Source organism: Zunongwangia pacifica (assembly GCF_023499215.1).
Lineage (GTDB): Bacteria > Bacteroidota > Bacteroidia > Flavobacteriales > Flavobacteriaceae > Zunongwangia > Zunongwangia pacifica.
Window position 1 is genome coordinate 1 of sequence record NZ_JAKHSK010000009.1, and the last position, 17,362, is coordinate 17,362.

Sequence of the window (17,362 nt, forward strand, 5' to 3'; positions counted from 1 at the left end):
GTTAGCAACCTTGCAGCTTACTAATGGTTCAAGGCGTCACCCCTGCCCATAAGGGACTTGCACCCTCTAGATTAATATCATATCTTAGATATGATAAAGATGCCCATGCTGGGCACACACAACGCGTATGGTCAATTGCGGCTAAACACTTAATCGATATTCGATGTTTTTAGCTATATTTATTTTAAGCGGACAAAACCTGGCTAACCAACCCACAACTGTCCATACTCGAGACCGTCAGACTGTCTCAAAACCTAAGAATTCCATATATTTAAGATATGGAATACCAACAAGGACAAGACCGGGAACAGCTTAGTCTTTACGCAACCTGTTTGGATGATATGATTCCCAAGGATAATAGCGTACGACTCATTGATCAACTTGTAAACTTGCTCGATTTATCCGAGATGGGCTTTCAAACCATAGCCCCTCAAGGGAGGCCGCCCTATCATCCAGCAGACCTGCTCAAGCTTTTTATCTATGGCTATATGAACCAGATGCGATCTTCCCGAAGGTTGGAGAAAGAGGCTTATCGTAACATTGAAGTGATCTGGCTGATTAAAAACTTAAAACCCGATCACAATACCATTGCCCGGTTTAGAAAAGAAAACCCAAAAGCCATCCGAAAAGTATTTCGGCAAAGTGTGGCCATCGCCCGTAACTTCAACCTGATCGGGGGAACACTTATTGCCGGGGACTCTACTAAGCTAAGGGCGCAAAACAGCAAAAAAAAACCTGACTGCCGCAGGCAGGTAACTACAACAAAAAGAAAATTCAGCGGCACTTAGAGTACATCGATAAAAAACTCGAAGAGCATAACCAAGAATTGGCCAAGGCTGATGGCGATCAGAAAAAAACCAAAGAAATTGAAGAGCAAATAAAAGGGCGCAAACAGCAACAGGTCAAGTACCGGGCAATACAAAAACAATTAGACAACGATACTTCTTCTGAAAACCCACAACGATCAACTTCTGATCCCGATAGCCGGCATCAAATTGTAAGGGGAACCGTTACCGAGGTCTGCTACACGGCTCAGACTACCGTGGATGCCAAACATAAATTGCTGATCGATTATAAACTCACCAATCAGAATGATAAAAAAGCAATGGGCTTCATGCTCAGAAGGGCCAAGTCCATTTTACAATCAAATTCCTTTACTGCATTTTATGACAAAGGCTATCATACCGGGAGCGAGTTCTATATTGCCGATAGACTGGGCATCAATACCCTGGTTGCCATTCCGGCCATTGGCCGTAAAAGCCAGGCACCGGATCCAAGTTATAATGCTGAACACTTTACCTATAATCCTGATGATGACGCCTATACTTGCCCCCAGGGAAATATTTTATACAGCAATGGCTCCTGGTACAAAGCCCGCAACTATACTTTCAAACAATACAAGACCAAGGCCTGTAAGGAATGCCCGGTACGAGATAATTGCACTACTTCAAAAATCAATGGAAAGGTCATTCAGCGCACTCAGTACACACAAAATATTCAGCACAACGCTAAGCGCATTGCTCAAAGCGGTGCGCTGTATAAAAAGCGACAAGCCTTAGTTGAACACCCCTACGGTACAATCAAAAGACAGTGGGGCTTTGACCAAGGGAATAAAGGCGGCTTCAGCTGATTTTAGATTGATCGCATTGGTCTATAATTTAAGAAGATTGTTCAATACTAAAATTGATTTACAGCCACTCATCGTAGCCCTCTTTTTAACCTTCAAGAAGTGTATAAAAGCCTCTATAAGAATGAATAAAGCTTTTACCGAATGTCCAACAAAAAATACTGATTATAGTATAAATTTTGTTTTCAATCCTAATTTCAACTATTTTTAAAACCAAAGCAGGTAGTTTTGAGACAAACTGCCGTTAACAATAATTAAACCCAAAAATTGAAAGAACAATACGAAATAGAATTTCTGTCATTGAAGGATAAATTATCCTCATTTATCTTTCGATTGGTATCAAATAGGCAAGACACCGAGGACATTGTACAAGAAACTTACCTCAAAGTATTTCATAAAATTGACACTTTCCAAGAAAGGTCTTCATTTAAGACTTGGGTTTTCGCCATTGCACTCAACACTGCAAAAAATCACTTGGACAAGCAGAAAAGGTGGAAAGAAAATGCCCAAGATTATGGAGCCAATCTTCACTCTAAATCAACTTCGCACTTCGATAAATTTAAAACTGTATTCCAATCTACACCTGAACGAGAATATGAGATAAAGGAACATATCAACTACTGTTTCAATTGCATAAATAAAACATTGCTTCTTAAGCAACAGATTTGTCTTTTATTAAAAGATGTGTACGACTTTAAGGTATCTGAAATTATGCAAATAACTAATCTCAGCGAGGGTGTGGTAAAACATTCATTAGCAGATGCACGAAAAAATATGATTCGCATCTTTGACGGAAGATGTGCTTTTGTAAATAAACAGGGAGTTTGCCACCAATGTACAGCCCTTACAGGTGCTTTAAATTCTAAACAAAATGCCCATATACAAGCCAACGAATTAAAATTGGTTCAGGAAGGCCATTCTGCAGATAAAGAATATCTACTCAATTTGCGGTTGGATTTAGTAAGAAGCATTGATCCTTTAAATACCAAAAACTCAATCATCAATACCTATATGTTGGAAAACTGTGAAAACTGGGTTGAGGAAGGAATCGAAAAAAAAATACTTGAATCCCGTCCGAAATGATTGGCTGATTTGTCTAAAGCGTATAACTAAAACAATTTAGACAATATGAAGCAGTTTTTTAAAACACTCCTCGCCTATCTCCTAATCACTTTCACTTGGGCAACCTTATACAATGAAATTCTGTTTGACAACACCTTAAACCAAATGGCTGTTGGCTGGCGAGGCACTCCACTTTTTCAGTTTGGCTTTTTGACAATGGTTATTCAGTCCATTGCCATTTATGTACTGTATTCAAAATTTTATGAGGGGAAAAATCCTCTTAAAGAGAGTTTTACACTCATTTTTTTGGTGGGCGTATTTGACATTTGCTACGCTTCATTTATTGAGCCTGCCACTTTTGAGGTTAACCCCGTATGGAAATTTGTGTTAATCAAACTTCTCTATTCTGTGGTACACTTTGCTCTGGTGGGTCTGGCAATGACATTTGTATTTAAAATCAATAAAAAATAAAGTATGGCTTATTTCACCACTGATTTTGTTGAATTCTTCAAGGATTTAGCAAAAAACAACAACAAAGAATGGTTTCACGAAAACAAAAAAGATACGAAACCAGTGTGAAAAATCCTTTTGCAATTTTCCTAAAAGATTTGATTGAAGAAATCAAAAAGTTCGATGCTGAACTTAATGTCGAACCCAAAGATTGCATTGCACGAATCAACCGGGACATTCGTTTTTCAAAAGATAAAACACCTTATAATCTTCACTACACCGCATTTATTTCCGGCAAAGGAAATAAGGATAAAAGCATTCCGGGTTTGTATTTGCGTTTTGGTGTAGAAGAAATCGACATAATGGCTGGTTGTTATGGAGTGTCGGACACGCAACTGTTTAACATGAGAAATGCCATTAAATCAGACACTCAAAAATTCAAAGATTTGTATTCCAATGATAAATTAGTTTCAAAATTCGGAAGCATTCAAGGCGAAGAACACAAGCGTATTCCAAAGGAATTTCAAGAAACCTTTGAAGCAGAACCGCTCATTGCGAAAAAACAATTTTATGTGGTAGCAATGCGAGAAACAGAATTGCTTACAAGCAATCATTTAGTCAAAGAACTTATGGAGTATTGGCATACGGCAAAACCTTTGAATGATTTTCTAACCGAAGCAATTAAAAAATAAGCATGGCTTACGATGAATTTTTGGCTGACCGTGTTCGGCAAGTTCTAAAAGAGAAGAAAACTCCATATAGAGAACAAAAAATGATGGGCGGTTTGTGCTTTATGGTAAACGACAAAATGTGCATAGGTGTAGATACCGAAAAAACCACAGGCAATGCCCGAATAATGGCGAGAATTGGTGAAAATGTGTATGACAATGCCCTAAAACAAAAAGGATGTTCCGAATTTAATATTACTGGCAAAGCGATGAAGGGCTTCGTTTTTGTTTCAGGTGAAGGAATCGATACGCATAAAGATTTGGAGTATTGGGTGCAATTATGTCTGGATTTTAACCCAATGGCGAAAGCGAGTAAGAAGAAATAACTACTGCCAATAACTAAGATTCTTGTGGCTGGTATGCCCAATATGAACTCGCTATAGACTAAACCGGTCCCGATAATTATCGGGATTGCCGATTGATAGGTCTTCTATGGCGATTAGTTTCTCCTCTTGAGAGCATTTCAATATTAGCCATTAGGATGTATGGGACTTGAGTGGACTTGCAACAAAAAGTGAGACAATATTTCTAAGACTTATGCCACATTTTTAAATTGATAAAATTCTTGTTCTATTTCACAAAGGGTTTTATACCCCAAATAGGAGTGTAATCGTTTTCTGTTATACCCTATTTCAATGTATTCAAAAATGCTAGTTTTAGCCTGTTCTATAGTTTTAAAATTATCATCATAAATAAGTTCTACTTTTAAGGTTTTAAAGAAGGATTCAGCCACAGAATTATTCCAACAATTCCCTTTTTTACTCATAGATTGAGTTACCAAAGGATTAGATTTAATAAATGCTCTAAAGGCTTTCGAAGCATATTGCACCCCTCTATCTGAATGAAAAATTAAATCCATGTTTATTTTACGCTTACCTATAGTCATTTTCCATGCAGGTATGATGGTTTGGTTTACATGCAGACTTTTGCTCAATGACCAACCTATTACCTGCCTATCAAACAAATTGATGATAGTGGTGAGTTACAACCAGCCTTGATGGGGTGGAATGTAAGTAATATCGCTTACCCAAACTGCATTTAACCTACTAGGATTAAATTCTCTATTAAGTAAATTTTTGCAAATAACATAACCATGATTGGAATCTGTGGTTACTTTAACTTTCTTTTTATGCTTACTAAACCAGTGGTTTGCTTTCATAATTACAGATACTCGGCCTCTGGATATACAGTATCCTTTACGTTTTAGTTGTGCAGCTATTCTAGTAGAACCATATCGCCGTTTACTCAAGTCAAATTTCTTTTTAATCAAATCAGTAAACAAGCTACATTCCAACACTCGTTTTGATGGACCAGAGGTGTACCATCTATAAAAGCCATTCCTGCTTACTTTAGAAACCTTACACTTTTTCTCGATGGGATATAAATGCCTATAACTAGCTATAAATCCATAGATCTCCCATCGCTCTTGGAGAACCTGCCAGCCGGCAGGCTGGGATGCCAATCGCCTTTTTTAATATTTCTAGTTCAAGTTCTTTTTCTTTAAGAGCTTTACGTAACCTTTTAATATCTAGCGCATCATCGGGTATAGGCTTTTCTGGTTTAGGCAAACTAGCTGTTTGGGCTGCCTTGCGCCATTTGTAGATCCTTTGGACCTCTATGCCCAGTTCATCTGCCAGCTCTTTTATGTTGTCTCGTTGGTAACTTAATCGTAGTGCCTGCTCCTTTAATTCGGGGCTATAATAGCGTTTTTTCATGGCTCTAAGATATTTGTTTGGTAACAAACGGTCTTAAATTTTATGTCCGAATAAAAGTAGCAACTCCAAAATTGATATGGTATAATTTCTAAACTTATAAGTGAGGGAGGATTTTTTTATGATTTATCAAAGTTTCATTTTGAAACAATAGTAAATATCTGTAATATTGCTTTAAATAGAATCAATAAGGATATTTAATCGAAATCGTTATAATTGATATGAAAAAACGATCACTATTAAAACAATAATTTTACGAGTTTGCTTGCTTAATTACAGCTTGTGAATTTGGGGATTACCGCTAATTTGATTTACTAAAACTAAAGAATCTCAATAGTCAAAAAAGCCTAATGTTTCCTTTATAATGTTAGACGATAACTAGGTAGATAGGATCAAGTTTATGAAAATCGGTAAGGTATTCTATAATATAGCTGGTGAAGTCCTTTTTACAATTTTATGTTTTATAGGCGGTCGTCACAATGAATTAGTAAAGAAAACTACAAAAATGTATTACAAGTTAGATTTTTACAAAACTATGTAAGTCAGCGCTAAAGAATTCAAAAAAACGGATTTTAATAACATCGGAAATTTTATTCTCAATTCAAGGAAATGAAAAATGTAGAAGGTTATCTCTACGGGATAATCTTAAAAAAAAGCCCATTTATTTTATGGTAGAAAAAACTAACAAAAACTAATTTCTTTCCATCTTAAAATTCATTTAAAATGGAAAATTTTTAACCAATTTACAAAAGTTTCAAAATGAAGCATTATAGCAGCCAAAATTTTAAACGAAGCAAGTTAAGCTTACTTTTTGCAGGACTTTCTTTATGTGCCTCATCATCACTTTTCGCGCAGGAAGAAGGGCAAAATTTAAAAACACAAGATTCTATTACTTTAGAACAAGAATTAAAAGGCAAGAAAAACGGAAGCGATAGGAATGTGATGCTCAACGCATCCAGTAACTCGGGTCCCAGAGATGTAAATATAGGTTTACCCGGAAGTGTAGGAGGTATAACCATTCTCGAAAACGATTTACCTGTGGTCTATCTTTTTTGGCCAGAATTACCTAACAAAACCTGGAGGCAAAGTGTAAGTCTGCAAAAAACCGGACTTTTAAAAATGGATGAGCTAGCCGGTACGATGGGAGATTTAGGCTTTGCCGTTAACTCCTATACACAAACCGGTACTGAAGAATTTAAAATTAAAGGAAAACTAACAGGAAGTCATTTTGGGTGGTTTCAGGGAGATTTAAATGTTTCAGGACCAATTTCAGAAAATGGATGGTCTTATACCGCAGGGGCGTTTGTAAACTTCGATCCCAGTACCTACGATTTAGGCTATAATAATTATGCCGACCAGACCAAAATTTTTAGAGCGGGTATCACCAAACGTTTTAAAGAGGGGAAAGGAGAATTTAATATTTCTTATAAATATGCAGATTCTTACACCACCACCAACTATGCGGTGATCGAATACGGACCCGATGGCGAAGCCAACGAAATAGACGGGTTTAAGATTGGCCGTGATTCCTATATTGTAAGGGATGGTAAAGTACGTTTTAAAGATGTAGACGGTGGAGACTATTATTGGGCATCGATGGATGGTAAAGACAATACCAATACATCACATAATGTAGATATTTTTGGTAATTACCTTATGGATAGTGGATGGAACTTTAAATATTCTACCCGTTTACACTTAGCGAAAGCTTCCTTATTAAATATTATTCCAATAAGTATTTTTAATGCCGATGCCGCAGATGGATATAAAATTGCCAGTACCGGAGAAACCTATACAGGAGCTGTAGGGACGCAATTAGGAATGAACTCTCCTGAGATTTCGACGACCGCTATTATGGGAAGATTTTCCATCAACAAAAAAATAGAAGATCACGATGTTACCCTTGGTATTTTAGAGCAATATTATGATATAGATAACTATTTGTCCAACCGTGCACTGTTTTATCAAACCGTAGAAAATCAACCCCAACGATTAATCAGTCCAAGCACAGATGAATATGGATTTTACGGTTATAATGGCGGTGCAGAATTTCATACCGGTATAGAAAATAAACTAGCCGTTTATGCCAGCGACGATTGGCAGGTAAGCGATCGTTTTAAATTAAATTACGGTATATTCTTTAGACATCATCATATCGATGGCGAATACTCCTTACAACAAAGAGGGATCGATTTCACCATTCAGGATGCCGAAAAAACACCTATTAATCAAAACTGGTTCAATATCGCCGGAAAGATCAACGCTTCCTATAACATCACCAAGAAATTTGGAGTATTGGCCAACTTTCAATATACCGAAGAAAACGGTAGGTTAGAACGATATTCTGCCAATTTAACCCCAAATACCACCACTAGCAAAAGTCCGCTGGGCGCTGCCGGTATATTTTATAATGGCGATTGGGTGAGCTTAGTATCGCAGGTAACCTACCTAACTAAAAATAATTACTTAAAACGCTTTAATTTAGTAAATCCACAAAATAACTCAGAGACTCAGCAAACCACCACCTATTATGATATTGAAACTTTAGGTTGGACTACCGATGTGGTGCTGACCCCGTTTAAAGGTTTCAGTTTTCACGGATTATTAACCGTACAAGATCCAAAATACAAGGATTTTACCTTTAACGCTTTCGGAAATAAATATGACTTTAGTGACAAAACCGTATTAGAAATCTCTAAAGTTTTAATCGAATTAGACCCAAGTTATACCTATAAAGATTGGAAAGTTTGGGCAAGTTTTAGATATTTTAGTGAACAATACGCCAATATCAATAACGCGCTGACTTTCGCGCCCAGATGGGAGAATTTTGGAGGCGTAAATTACAAACTCAACGATCATTTAAATTTTGGTCTTACGCTGGTTAATTTCTTAAACCAGGTAGGTGCTAAAGGAACCATTAACGGAGCTGAATTAATTGAAGATCCAGCACCTTACTACGGAAGGTTATTAACCTCATCTTATATTCGTCCCTTTACCGCGCAACTTTCCGTAGGCTTTAATTTTTAACAATCAATACCATCAAAAGCATCCAAATCCGGATGCTTTTGGTGCTTATAAATCATAGCACTATGAAAACAAAAACTTGTTTATTGCTAAGCTTAGCTTTAGGGATCCAACTAGGATTTTCACAAGAAGCGCAGGATATAAAAACGCTCACCAGTAAATCGGGAACCGTTTTAGGGTACAGTACAACTTCTGGAGTTAAAATCATTAAAGACAATGGCGAATCTTTTAAAGATTTAAACAAAAATGGAGAGCTGGATCCTTACGAAGACTGGCGACTTCCCGTAGAAGCACGTGCAAAAGATCTGGCCTCTAAAATGGCTGTTGAACAAATTGCCGGATTAATGTTGTACAGTCAACATCAATCTATTCCGGCTGGTGAAATTGGTTTTGGTGCAGGAACTTATAACGGAAAGCCTTTTTCTGAAAGCGGACTAAAAGCCTCAGCAATTTCAGATCAGCAAAAGCAATTTTTAAAAGAAGACCATTTACGTCACGTGCTTTTAACCGCAGTAAAATCACCTGAAGTTGCTGCACAATGGAATAATAATGTACAGGCGTATGTAGAAAGTTTAGGTTTGGGAATTCCCGCCAATAACAGTTCAGACCCAAGAAATACCGCAACGGTTACTTCAGAATTTAATGCCGGGGCAGGAGGTACTATTTCCTTATGGCCCGATGGGTTAGCGATGGGAGCCACCTTCGATCCTAAATTGGTAAAACAATTCGGAGAAATGGCCGCCAAAGAATACCGCGCGCTAGGAATTACCACAGCACTTTCACCACAAATAGATTTAGGAACCGAGCCACGTTGGTACCGTATCGCCTATGTATTTAGCGAATCACCAGAACTGGTAAAAGCAATGGGAAAAGCCTATGTTGAAGGATTTCAGACCTCCGGTAAAGATGCCGAAATCAACGACGGTTGGGGCTACGAAAGTGTCAATGCGATGGTAAAACACTGGCCCGGCGGTGGCCCAGAAGAAGGAGGTCGTGATGCTCACTGGGCAATGGGAAAATTTGCCGTTTATCCCGGCGATAATTTTAAAGACCACCTGAAACCATTTACCGAAGGCGCTTTTAAACTAGATGGCGGTACCAAAAAAGCAGCGGCCGTAATGCCTTATTATACGATTAGTTTTGATCGCGATGATATGTATAACGAGAATGTAGGGAACGGTTTCAGTAAATATATGATTACAGAACTGCTTCGCGACAAATATGGGTACGACGGTGTGGTGTGTACCGATTGGCTTATCACTGCCGATGAAGGAAAAACTCCCGGTACGTTTGCCGGAAAACCCTGGGGAACCGAAGCACTTAGTGTTGCAGAACGTCATTATAAAGTACTAAAAGCAGGCGTAGACCAATTTGGTGGAAATAACGAAAAAGGCCCTGTTTTAGAAGCCTATCAAATGGGCGTAAAAGAATTTGGTGAAGACTATATGCGCAAAAGATTTGAGCGTTCTGCCGTTCGATTATTGAAGAATATCTTTAGAACCGGATTGTTTGAAAACCCCTATTTAGATATCGAAACAACCAAAGAAATTGTTGGTAATGCAGAATTTATGAAGGCCGGTTATGAAGCGCAGGTAAAATCTGTAGTAATGCTGAAAAATAAAGATCAGGTTTTACCAATAAAAGAAAAGAAAACCGTTTACATCCCTAAAATTTATACGCCGATTTCAACCGATTGGTGGGGTATTCCTACTCCCGCCACCTTCGATTATCCGGTAGATATAGAATTGATCAAGAAATATTACAACGTAACTGAAGATCCAAAAAAGGCCGATTTTGCACTCGTTTTTGTGAGAAATCCGCAAACTAAAGAAGCCGGTTACAGCGAAGTAGATCGTAAAGAAGGTGGCAATGGATATGTACCTATTTCCCTGCAATATGAAACCTATACTGCAACCACCGCCAGAGCGCAAAGTATTGCTGCCGGAGATCCGGTGATTGATCCAGAAATTACCAATCGCTCGTACAAAGGAAAATCTTCTACCGCTTCAAACATAATGGATTTAAGAACTATTGAAGATACTAAAATGCTGATGGGAGATAAACCCGTCATCGTTTCAGTAACCGCAAATAAACCGATGATTTTTAGCGAATTTGAATCTCAGGTAGAAGGGATCGTGTTAAACTTCGGAATTTCAACCCAGGCCGTAATGGATATTATCTCAGGAAAAGCGGAGCCTTCAGGATTATTACCCGTACAAATGCCCGCCAATATGGAAACGGTTGAAGCACAAAAAGAAGACGTCCCTTTTGATATGGTTCCCTATCAGGATTCCGAAGAAAACACCTATGATTTCGGTTTCGGTTTAGACTGGAACGGTGTCATTAAAGACGAGAGAACTTTAAAATTTAAAAAATAAGAACAATGAACACTAAAATTATAGCTTCCCTGGTATTATTGATGGCTGTTTTTCAGTTATCTGCACAGGATGAGGTCATTAAACTTTACGAGGGAAAAGCACCCGGTTCTGAAGATTGGAACTGGGAAGAAGCGCAGCGATATTCAGAATTATTTCAGACAGAAGTGGTTTATAATGTCGCCGATCCTTCGTTATTGGTTTTTAAACCTGAAAATCCAAACGGTACCGCCATTATTATCGCTCCCGGTGGTGGTTTTCAAACCTTATCCATCAATCGGGAAGGGATTGAAGTAGCCAAAGAGTTAGCTTCCAAAGGTGTTACTGCTTTTGTATTAAAATATCGGTTAGTGCATTCTAAAACCGATAAGCCGGCGCAAGAACTAATGGAAAATTTAAAAGACCGTGCAGCTTTTGATAAAAACACGGTTCAGATTAAAAACTTAGCCGGTCAGGATATGCAAGCTGCTTTAAAATACGTGAGGGATAACGCCTCTAAATTAGGCGTAAATAAGCAGAAAGTGGGGGTGATTGGATTTTCGGCAGGAGCAACCGTAGCTTTAGAAAGTGTACTCCGCAGTAATTCAGCAGCAACACTTCCTAATTTTGCAGCATCGCTGTATGGCGGGCCAAGTGACGATTTGATGGCTCAGGATATCCCCAAAGAAATTCCATTATTTATTGCGGCTGCAAGTGACGATCAATTAAAATTAGCCCCAAAAAGTATTGCTTTATATACCAAATGGCTCACCGCCAATAATCCGGTGGAACTGCATATCTATGCGAAAGGCGGTCACGGTTTTGGAATGAAAACTCAGGATTTACCAGTAGATTCCTGGTATAAAAGATACGAAGACTGGTTAAAACAATATAAATACATCGATTAGTTATGAAAACAAGTAAACTTAAAATTTTAGCCTTTATAGCGCTGGTAAGTTCTCAGCTTATCAACGCGCAAAAAGCACCGCAATTTGGCAAAGCTTCGATAGATGAAGTGATCGCGGCAATGACGCCAGAGGAAAAAGTAGATTTATTAGTGGGTCCCGGAATGCCCGATTACGCAGGGTTAGTGCCTCTAGAAGGAGAACCTGATGTACGCGTGTTGGGACAAGCCGGTGGGAACTCAGGCATTGAACGTTTGGGAATCCCGGAAACCGTTTTTGCCGATGGTCCCGCAGGATTACGTATTCAGCCTAAACGACAAAACGATCCCAATACCTATTACGCAACCGCTTTCCCCGTAGGAACCGCATTAGCTTCTACTTGGAATACCCAGTTAATCGAAGAAGTGGGCAAAGCGATGGGAGAAGAAGTAAAAGAGTACGGCGTAGATGTTTTATTGGCTCCTGCTTTAAACATTCATCGCAATCCGCTAAACGGAAGAAACTTCGAATATTATTCTGAAGATCCTTTGGTTTCCGGAAAAATAGCTTCCGCCTATATCAAAGGAATTCAGTCGCACGATGTAGGGACTTCTGTAAAACATTTTGCCGCAAATAATCAGGAAACCAATCGATTATCGGTAAATGCGCATATTTCTGAAAGAGCGATGCGCGAAATTTATTTACGTGGTTTCGAAATTGCCGTAAAAGAAGCGCAACCGTGGACCATTATGACCGCTTATAACAAAATTAACGGGACGTATGCTTCCGCCAATGAAGATTTACTAACCACCGTGTTAAGAGAGGAATGGGGCTATAAAGGAATGGTAATGACCGATTGGTTTGGCGGTTATCCCGGTTTCGCTGCTATTAATGAGAAAGGTAGTGTAAGCGATGTCATAGCGCAAATGGAATCTGGTAACGATTTATTGATGCCGGGAACAAAAGCCCAAAAAGAAGCCTTAATAAAAGCGATAAAAGAAGGGACGGTAAGTGAAGAAGCGATTAATAGAAATTTACGCCGAATTTTAAATTATATCTTGAAAACGCCTACAGTGGCCAACTACAAATACAGTAATCAACCCGACCTAAAAGCGCACGCCCAAGTAACCCGTAATGCCGCTACCGAAGGGATGGTGTTATTAAAAAATGAAGAAAAAGCCCTGCCTTATAAAGATAAATCGGGTACTGTGGCTCTTTTTGGAAACACTTCTTACGATTTTATCGCCGGAGGAACGGGTAGTGGCGATGTAAACGAAGCCTATACCGTTTCTTTATTGGAAGGTTTAAAAAATGCGGGATATAGCATCGACCAAGAGTTGGAGAAAACCTATGTTCCTTTTGTAAAAGCATCGACCGAAAAGGAAATGAAACGCCGTGCAGAAGAAGGTTTGTTAGCCGCGGTACAACGTATTCCTGAAATGTCTTTAGAAAAAGCAATGCTGGCTAAAAAAGCCAAAGCTTCTGAAGTGGCCGTGATTACCATTGGTAGAAATGCAGGAGAACAACACGATCGAAAAATAAATGACGATTTTTATTTGGGGCAGGATGAAGTTAAAATGATTAACGCCGTAAGTGAGGCTTTTCACGCTGAAGGAAAAAAAGTAATCGTTATTTTGAATATTGGTGGGGTGATAGAAACCGCAAGCTGGAAAGATAAAGTAGATGCTATTTTGCTAGCCTGGCAAGCAGGACAAGAAGGTGGAAACTCTGTTGCCGATGTATTTTCAGGTGAAAAAAATCCATCCGGAAAATTAACAATGACGTTCCCTATGGATTATAATAATCAGCCATCTGCCGCTAACTTCCCAGGAATTCCTGCAAACGATCCCAAAGAAGTGTTTTATAAAGATGGAATTTACGTAGGTTACCGTTACTTCAATACCTTTAATGTAAAACCATCTTATGAGTTTGGTTATGGAAATTCGTATACTACTTTTGAATATTCAGATTTAAAATTGAGCGAATCAACTTTTGATGATGAACTGGAAGTTTCTGTAAAAGTAACCAATACAGGCGAAGTTGCCGGTAAAGAAGTGGTACAAGTGTATGTTGCCGCTCCTTCAGCAATGGTAGATAAACCTTCAGAAGAATTACGCGCCTTTGGAAAAACCGAACTTTTAAAACCGGGAAAATCTCAGCAATTAAAATTCACTTTAAAAGCCAGAGATCTAGCTTCTTTTGTAAACGAAAAAAGTGCCTGGATGGCTGAAAAAGGAACCTATACCGTAAAAATTGGAGCCTCTTCTTTAGACATTCAGCTTACAGAAGATTTCTCTGTAGAAAATGATATTACTGTTGAAAAAGTGAACCCCGCTTTTCCTTTAGATGTACCAATGGAAACTTTGAAAAATTAGTAGGATTATTATATAATTTCAATCATTTATGAAGCATATAAAAAATATATTTTATGTAGTTGCCGTTTTCTTGATGGCTACTTCCTGTAAAAATAACAAGGAAGAAAATCAGCAGGAAAATCAACAACAAGCAACCAAAAAGCGGCCCAATATTGTCTTTATTATTAGTGATGACCACGCTTATCAGGCCATAAGTGCTTATGGCGGAAGATTGGCAGAAGTGGCACCCACACCTAATATCGATAGAATAGCTGATGATGGGATGTTGTTTAATCACGCTTTGGTTACCAATTCCATTTGCGGACCTTCAAGAGCCACGATAATGACTGGAAAATACAGTCATAAAAATGGATTTGTGGATAATACCATCGGTAGTAAATTTGACTTTACTCAACAAACTTTTGGAGAGTTGTTGCAGGAAGCCGGCTATAAAACTGGGGTTCTGGGTAAACTTCATTTAGGGCAAACCCCAACCAAAGGTTTTGATTATATCGATATTTTACCCGGACAGGGTTCTTACTATAATCCCTTTTTTGTAAATAAAGAAGGGCAATATCAATTAGAAGGTTATGCCACAGATATCATCACCGAAAAAGCTATTAGCTGGATAGATTCTGTAAAGTCTGACGACCAACCTTTTATGCTGTTCCTGGGGCATAAATCGCCACACAGACCCTGGCAACCCGGTCCAGAAGAATTGGGGATGTATGAAGGTGTAGAGATTCCTGAGCCACAAACTTTATTTGATGATTACTCAGGCAATAGAAAAGTAGCCTCTTTAAATTATATGTCTATCGCTGATGCGATGAAAATGGAGCAGGACATTAAAATAACCGATAAGCCACAAGCTGGTTTCAACGAAGCCCAGCAAAAAATGTGGGATTCAATATATGGTCCTATTAACGAAGAGTTTAAGAGAGCAAACCTAAAAGGTGATGAGCTCACCCGATATAAATATCAGCGTTATATGCGAGATTACTTAGCATCTGTAGCGGGCGTAGATAAAGGTGTAGGGAATGTTTTAGATTACTTAAAAGAAGCGGGTTTAGATGAAAATACGATTGTGATTTATACTTCAGATCAAGGATTCTATCTAGGAGAACACGGCTGGTTTGATAAACGATGGATGTATAAAGAATCATTAAGAACACCATTATTGGTTAAATGGCCTGGAGTAATAAAAGCAGGAACAGAAAATAACGATCTGGTTTCGAATTTAGATTTTGCTGAAACTTTTCTGGATTTAGCCGAAGCAAATATTCCTGATGATATGCAAGGAAGAAGTTTAGTGCCGGTTTTAGAAGGGAATACTCCTGAAGATTGGAGAGAAGCACATTATTATCACTATTACGAGCATCCTTCTGAGCACGATGTAAGACGTCATTACGGGATTACTACCGATAAGTACAAATTAATTCATTTTTATTATGATATGGATGTTTGGGAATTGTATGATTTGGAGAAAGATCCTGGTGAGATGAATAATGTTTATGGTGATTCGGAATACGCAGAAGTTCAAAAAGAACTTCATAAAAAGCTCGAAGAATTACGCGTAAAATATGAAGACAATGATAGCCTAAACCAACAGTTTATCGAAGAATATAAAGAAAAGGTGAAAAAAAATCCTATAATTGAATATTGGAAATTAACCCCTGAAGAAATGCACAGGTTGTATGAGGAATATTTAAAGAATAGGGATTAAGAGATTCCTTAAAGTATATAAATTAGAATAGTAGGTCTGTTTTAGATATCTGATTTATAGGATTAATTTAAAGATCTAGCAATTTAATTCCTCTGGTGAGATATCCAGAGGAATTTTTGTTTATAGACCTTTATATCAGGACTCAGTTTAATTTACAGACCCTTAATTTTCAATCTCTAATTTGCTTATTGCTGTAATGGTTCCTCCTTGAACTTCTATTCCTTTGGTTGCCTTAGCATTAGTTGCATCTATCTGATAAATATAGCTTCCTGCTTCAGTAGTAACCCCAATATGAACAATATCATCTTCCACATAGTTATTTTGTCCGGTAATATTTTTAATAGCAGATTCTGCTGGCAACCCTTCCACCCAGATAAGACTTTTATCGTATACGTTGACAATAGCCAATCGTTTTCCGGTAGTATAGGCCCCTTTAGTAGCAACAGGACTCATATTCAGTAAAAATGCTCCATTACCTATATAGGTTTGTTGGGTCATATAATATCCGTTAGAAGCCTCTTCCAGATTAAAGAAATAGGAATCATCAAATACTTCTTCCCCAGCCTTGATTCTAGTAATTGCAGATGGTTTTATTGAATTTGCCTCTCCGTTATTGGTCGCCACTGAAGAAGAAAAAGCATAGATGTCACCGCTTTCAACAACTCCTAAACCACTGGTGAAATAACGGCCAATAAAGCTGGTTCTGTCATCTTCAATAATAGTTTGTAATTCCATTTCGGGATAGGAGTATACCGCAATCCATGCCTGATCCGGATAATTTGTACCGAAGCTATCATTACAACAAGCTTTTACACTCATAAAAGGAGCATATACCCGGTCACCAACCTGAGTCATCCAGGTAAAAAAAGCCAATTCATCGTTATCAATAATTTCTTGTGTGTTTATTTGACCTTCACCAATCAATTGTGACGTTTTGGTATCAAGACGGTACCAACTGGCAAATGGATTAGTGCTATTTCTTGAAATTTTGGTCATAAGTATTTCATCATCCATATTGGTAAAGGACTGCACTGTTTCTGCCTGGAAATCGGAAATCATATCAAGTTTACCGGTAGCGTTTAACTGGTAGGTGGTTACCGCTCCAGGATTTCCTTGTCCGTATAATAAACTAAAGAACTTATTATTGTTTTTAATGTAGTATCGATAGGTTCCGTCTTGTTCAACACCATTTCCTACTAAGCTGATCTCTCCTGAATTTAGACTTTCCAAGGCTAGAAGGTAGTCGGCTACTCCTTCCAGGGCATTTGGGGTTGCAGCTACAATATATCTGGATTCTACCTCTGAAGGATCTTCCGGATTTTCACCAGAATCCTTATCTGTATTTATAGGCGTATCATCGTCACTACAACTAAAAATTGTGGCTGAAAATAAGAGGATTAAAAAATAACTTTTTACTTGTTTCATGGTCATATATTAATTTAAA

13 protein-coding genes and 1 pseudogene are annotated in these 17,362 nt (G+C 38.2%); 10 read left to right on the top strand and 4 right to left on the bottom strand.

The features are described from left to right. The first annotated feature begins 278 nt into the window (after positions 1 to 278). The 5 genes and pseudogenes from L1967_RS07660 (at position 279) to L1967_RS07680 (ending at position 4,193) form a co-directional block, all read left to right on the top strand. Positions 279 to 1,838: pseudogene (locus L1967_RS07660) on the top strand (IS1182 family transposase). A 56-nt stretch (positions 1,839 to 1,894) separates the two neighbouring features. Further along, positions 1,895 to 2,710 carry an RNA polymerase sigma factor gene (locus tag L1967_RS07665; RefSeq protein ID WP_249601140.1) on the top strand — a complete coding sequence of 272 codons (816 nt, stop codon included), beginning with the start codon at positions 1,895 to 1,897 and terminating at the stop codon, positions 2,708 to 2,710. Positions 2,711 to 2,755: 45 nt separating this feature from the next. Next, positions 2,756 to 3,160: a hypothetical protein gene (locus L1967_RS07670; RefSeq protein ID WP_249601141.1), complete on the top strand. Its 405-nt coding sequence runs from the start codon at positions 2,756 to 2,758 to the stop codon at positions 3,158 to 3,160. Positions 3,161 to 3,192: 32 nt separating this feature from the next. Continuing rightward, positions 3,193 to 3,831 (top strand): DUF2461 domain-containing protein, encoded by a 639-nt coding sequence (locus L1967_RS07675; protein ID WP_338063523.1) that lies wholly within the window; start codon positions 3,193 to 3,195, stop codon positions 3,829 to 3,831. A gap of 2 nt (positions 3,832 to 3,833) precedes the next feature. After that, positions 3,834 to 4,193 carry a TfoX/Sxy family protein gene (locus tag L1967_RS07680; protein WP_249601143.1) on the top strand — a complete coding sequence of 120 codons (360 nt, stop codon included), beginning with the start codon at positions 3,834 to 3,836 and terminating at the stop codon, positions 4,191 to 4,193. A 209-nt stretch (positions 4,194 to 4,402) separates the two neighbouring features. On the opposite strand, the gene L1967_RS07685 is transcribed toward L1967_RS07680, so the two are convergent. Genes L1967_RS07685 through L1967_RS07695 form a run of 3 tightly spaced genes read right to left on the bottom strand, consistent with a single transcriptional unit; the run spans position 4,403 to position 5,582 of the window. Beyond that, a complete protein-coding gene (locus L1967_RS07685; protein ID WP_338063524.1) occupies positions 4,403 to 4,840 on the bottom strand; it encodes an IS3 family transposase in 438 nt (145 codons plus the stop codon). Positions 4,841 to 4,849: 9 nt separating this feature from the next. Continuing rightward, positions 4,850 to 5,329 carry an IS3 family transposase gene (locus tag L1967_RS07690; protein WP_249601145.1) on the bottom strand — a complete coding sequence of 160 codons (480 nt, stop codon included), beginning with the start codon at positions 5,327 to 5,329 and terminating at the stop codon, positions 4,850 to 4,852. Continuing rightward, a complete protein-coding gene (locus L1967_RS07695; RefSeq protein ID WP_249601146.1) occupies positions 5,262 to 5,582 on the bottom strand; it encodes a transposase in 321 nt (106 codons plus the stop codon). Before L1967_RS07695 ends, L1967_RS07690 begins: the two co-directional genes overlap by 68 nt. A 756-nt stretch (positions 5,583 to 6,338) precedes the next feature. On the opposite strand from L1967_RS07695, the gene L1967_RS07700 reads away from it, so the two are divergent. The 5 genes from L1967_RS07700 (at position 6,339) to L1967_RS07720 (ending at position 15,918) form a co-directional block, all read left to right on the top strand. After that, positions 6,339 to 8,606: a TonB-dependent receptor gene (locus tag L1967_RS07700; protein WP_249601147.1), complete on the top strand. Its 2,268-nt coding sequence runs from the start codon at positions 6,339 to 6,341 to the stop codon at positions 8,604 to 8,606. 62 nt (positions 8,607 to 8,668) lie between these two features. After that, positions 8,669 to 10,981: a glycoside hydrolase family 3 protein gene (locus tag L1967_RS07705; RefSeq protein ID WP_249601148.1), complete on the top strand. Its 2,313-nt coding sequence runs from the start codon at positions 8,669 to 8,671 to the stop codon at positions 10,979 to 10,981. Between the two features lie 5 nt (positions 10,982 to 10,986). Next, positions 10,987 to 11,865 carry an alpha/beta hydrolase gene (locus L1967_RS07710; protein WP_249601149.1) on the top strand — a complete coding sequence of 293 codons (879 nt, stop codon included), beginning with the start codon at positions 10,987 to 10,989 and terminating at the stop codon, positions 11,863 to 11,865. A gap of 2 nt (positions 11,866 to 11,867) precedes the next feature. Continuing rightward, entirely contained in the window at positions 11,868 to 14,216 is a 2,349-nt protein-coding gene (locus tag L1967_RS07715) for a beta-glucosidase (protein ID WP_249601150.1), read from the top strand. Between the two features lie 28 nt (positions 14,217 to 14,244). Next, entirely contained in the window at positions 14,245 to 15,918 is a 1,674-nt protein-coding gene (locus L1967_RS07720) for a sulfatase family protein (RefSeq protein WP_249601151.1), read from the top strand. Between the two features lie 162 nt (positions 15,919 to 16,080). On the opposite strand, the gene L1967_RS07725 is transcribed toward L1967_RS07720, so the two are convergent. Then, entirely contained in the window at positions 16,081 to 17,343 is a 1,263-nt protein-coding gene (locus L1967_RS07725; protein ID WP_249601152.1) for a DUF4374 domain-containing protein, read from the bottom strand. Positions 17,344 to 17,362 lie beyond the last annotated feature (19 nt).

Coding starts and splice junctions, on each gene's coding strand:
- L1967_RS07670 (WP_249601141.1), top strand. CDS start 2,756: ATGAAGCAGTTTTTTAAAACACTCCTCGCCTATCTCCTAATCACTTTC.
- L1967_RS07680 (WP_249601143.1), top strand. CDS start 3,834: ATGGCTTACGATGAATTTTTGGCTGACCGTGTTCGGCAAGTTCTAAAA.
- L1967_RS07695 (WP_249601146.1), bottom strand. CDS start 5,582: ATGAAAAAACGCTATTATAGCCCCGAATTAAAGGAGCAGGCACTACGA.
- L1967_RS07700 (WP_249601147.1), top strand. CDS start 6,339: ATGAAGCATTATAGCAGCCAAAATTTTAAACGAAGCAAGTTAAGCTTA.
- L1967_RS07705 (WP_249601148.1), top strand. CDS start 8,669: ATGAAAACAAAAACTTGTTTATTGCTAAGCTTAGCTTTAGGGATCCAA.
- L1967_RS07710 (WP_249601149.1), top strand. CDS start 10,987: ATGAACACTAAAATTATAGCTTCCCTGGTATTATTGATGGCTGTTTTT.
- L1967_RS07715 (WP_249601150.1), top strand. CDS start 11,868: ATGAAAACAAGTAAACTTAAAATTTTAGCCTTTATAGCGCTGGTAAGT.
- L1967_RS07720 (WP_249601151.1), top strand. CDS start 14,245: ATGAAGCATATAAAAAATATATTTTATGTAGTTGCCGTTTTCTTGATG.
- L1967_RS07725 (WP_249601152.1), bottom strand. CDS start 17,343: ATGAAACAAGTAAAAAGTTATTTTTTAATCCTCTTATTTTCAGCCACA.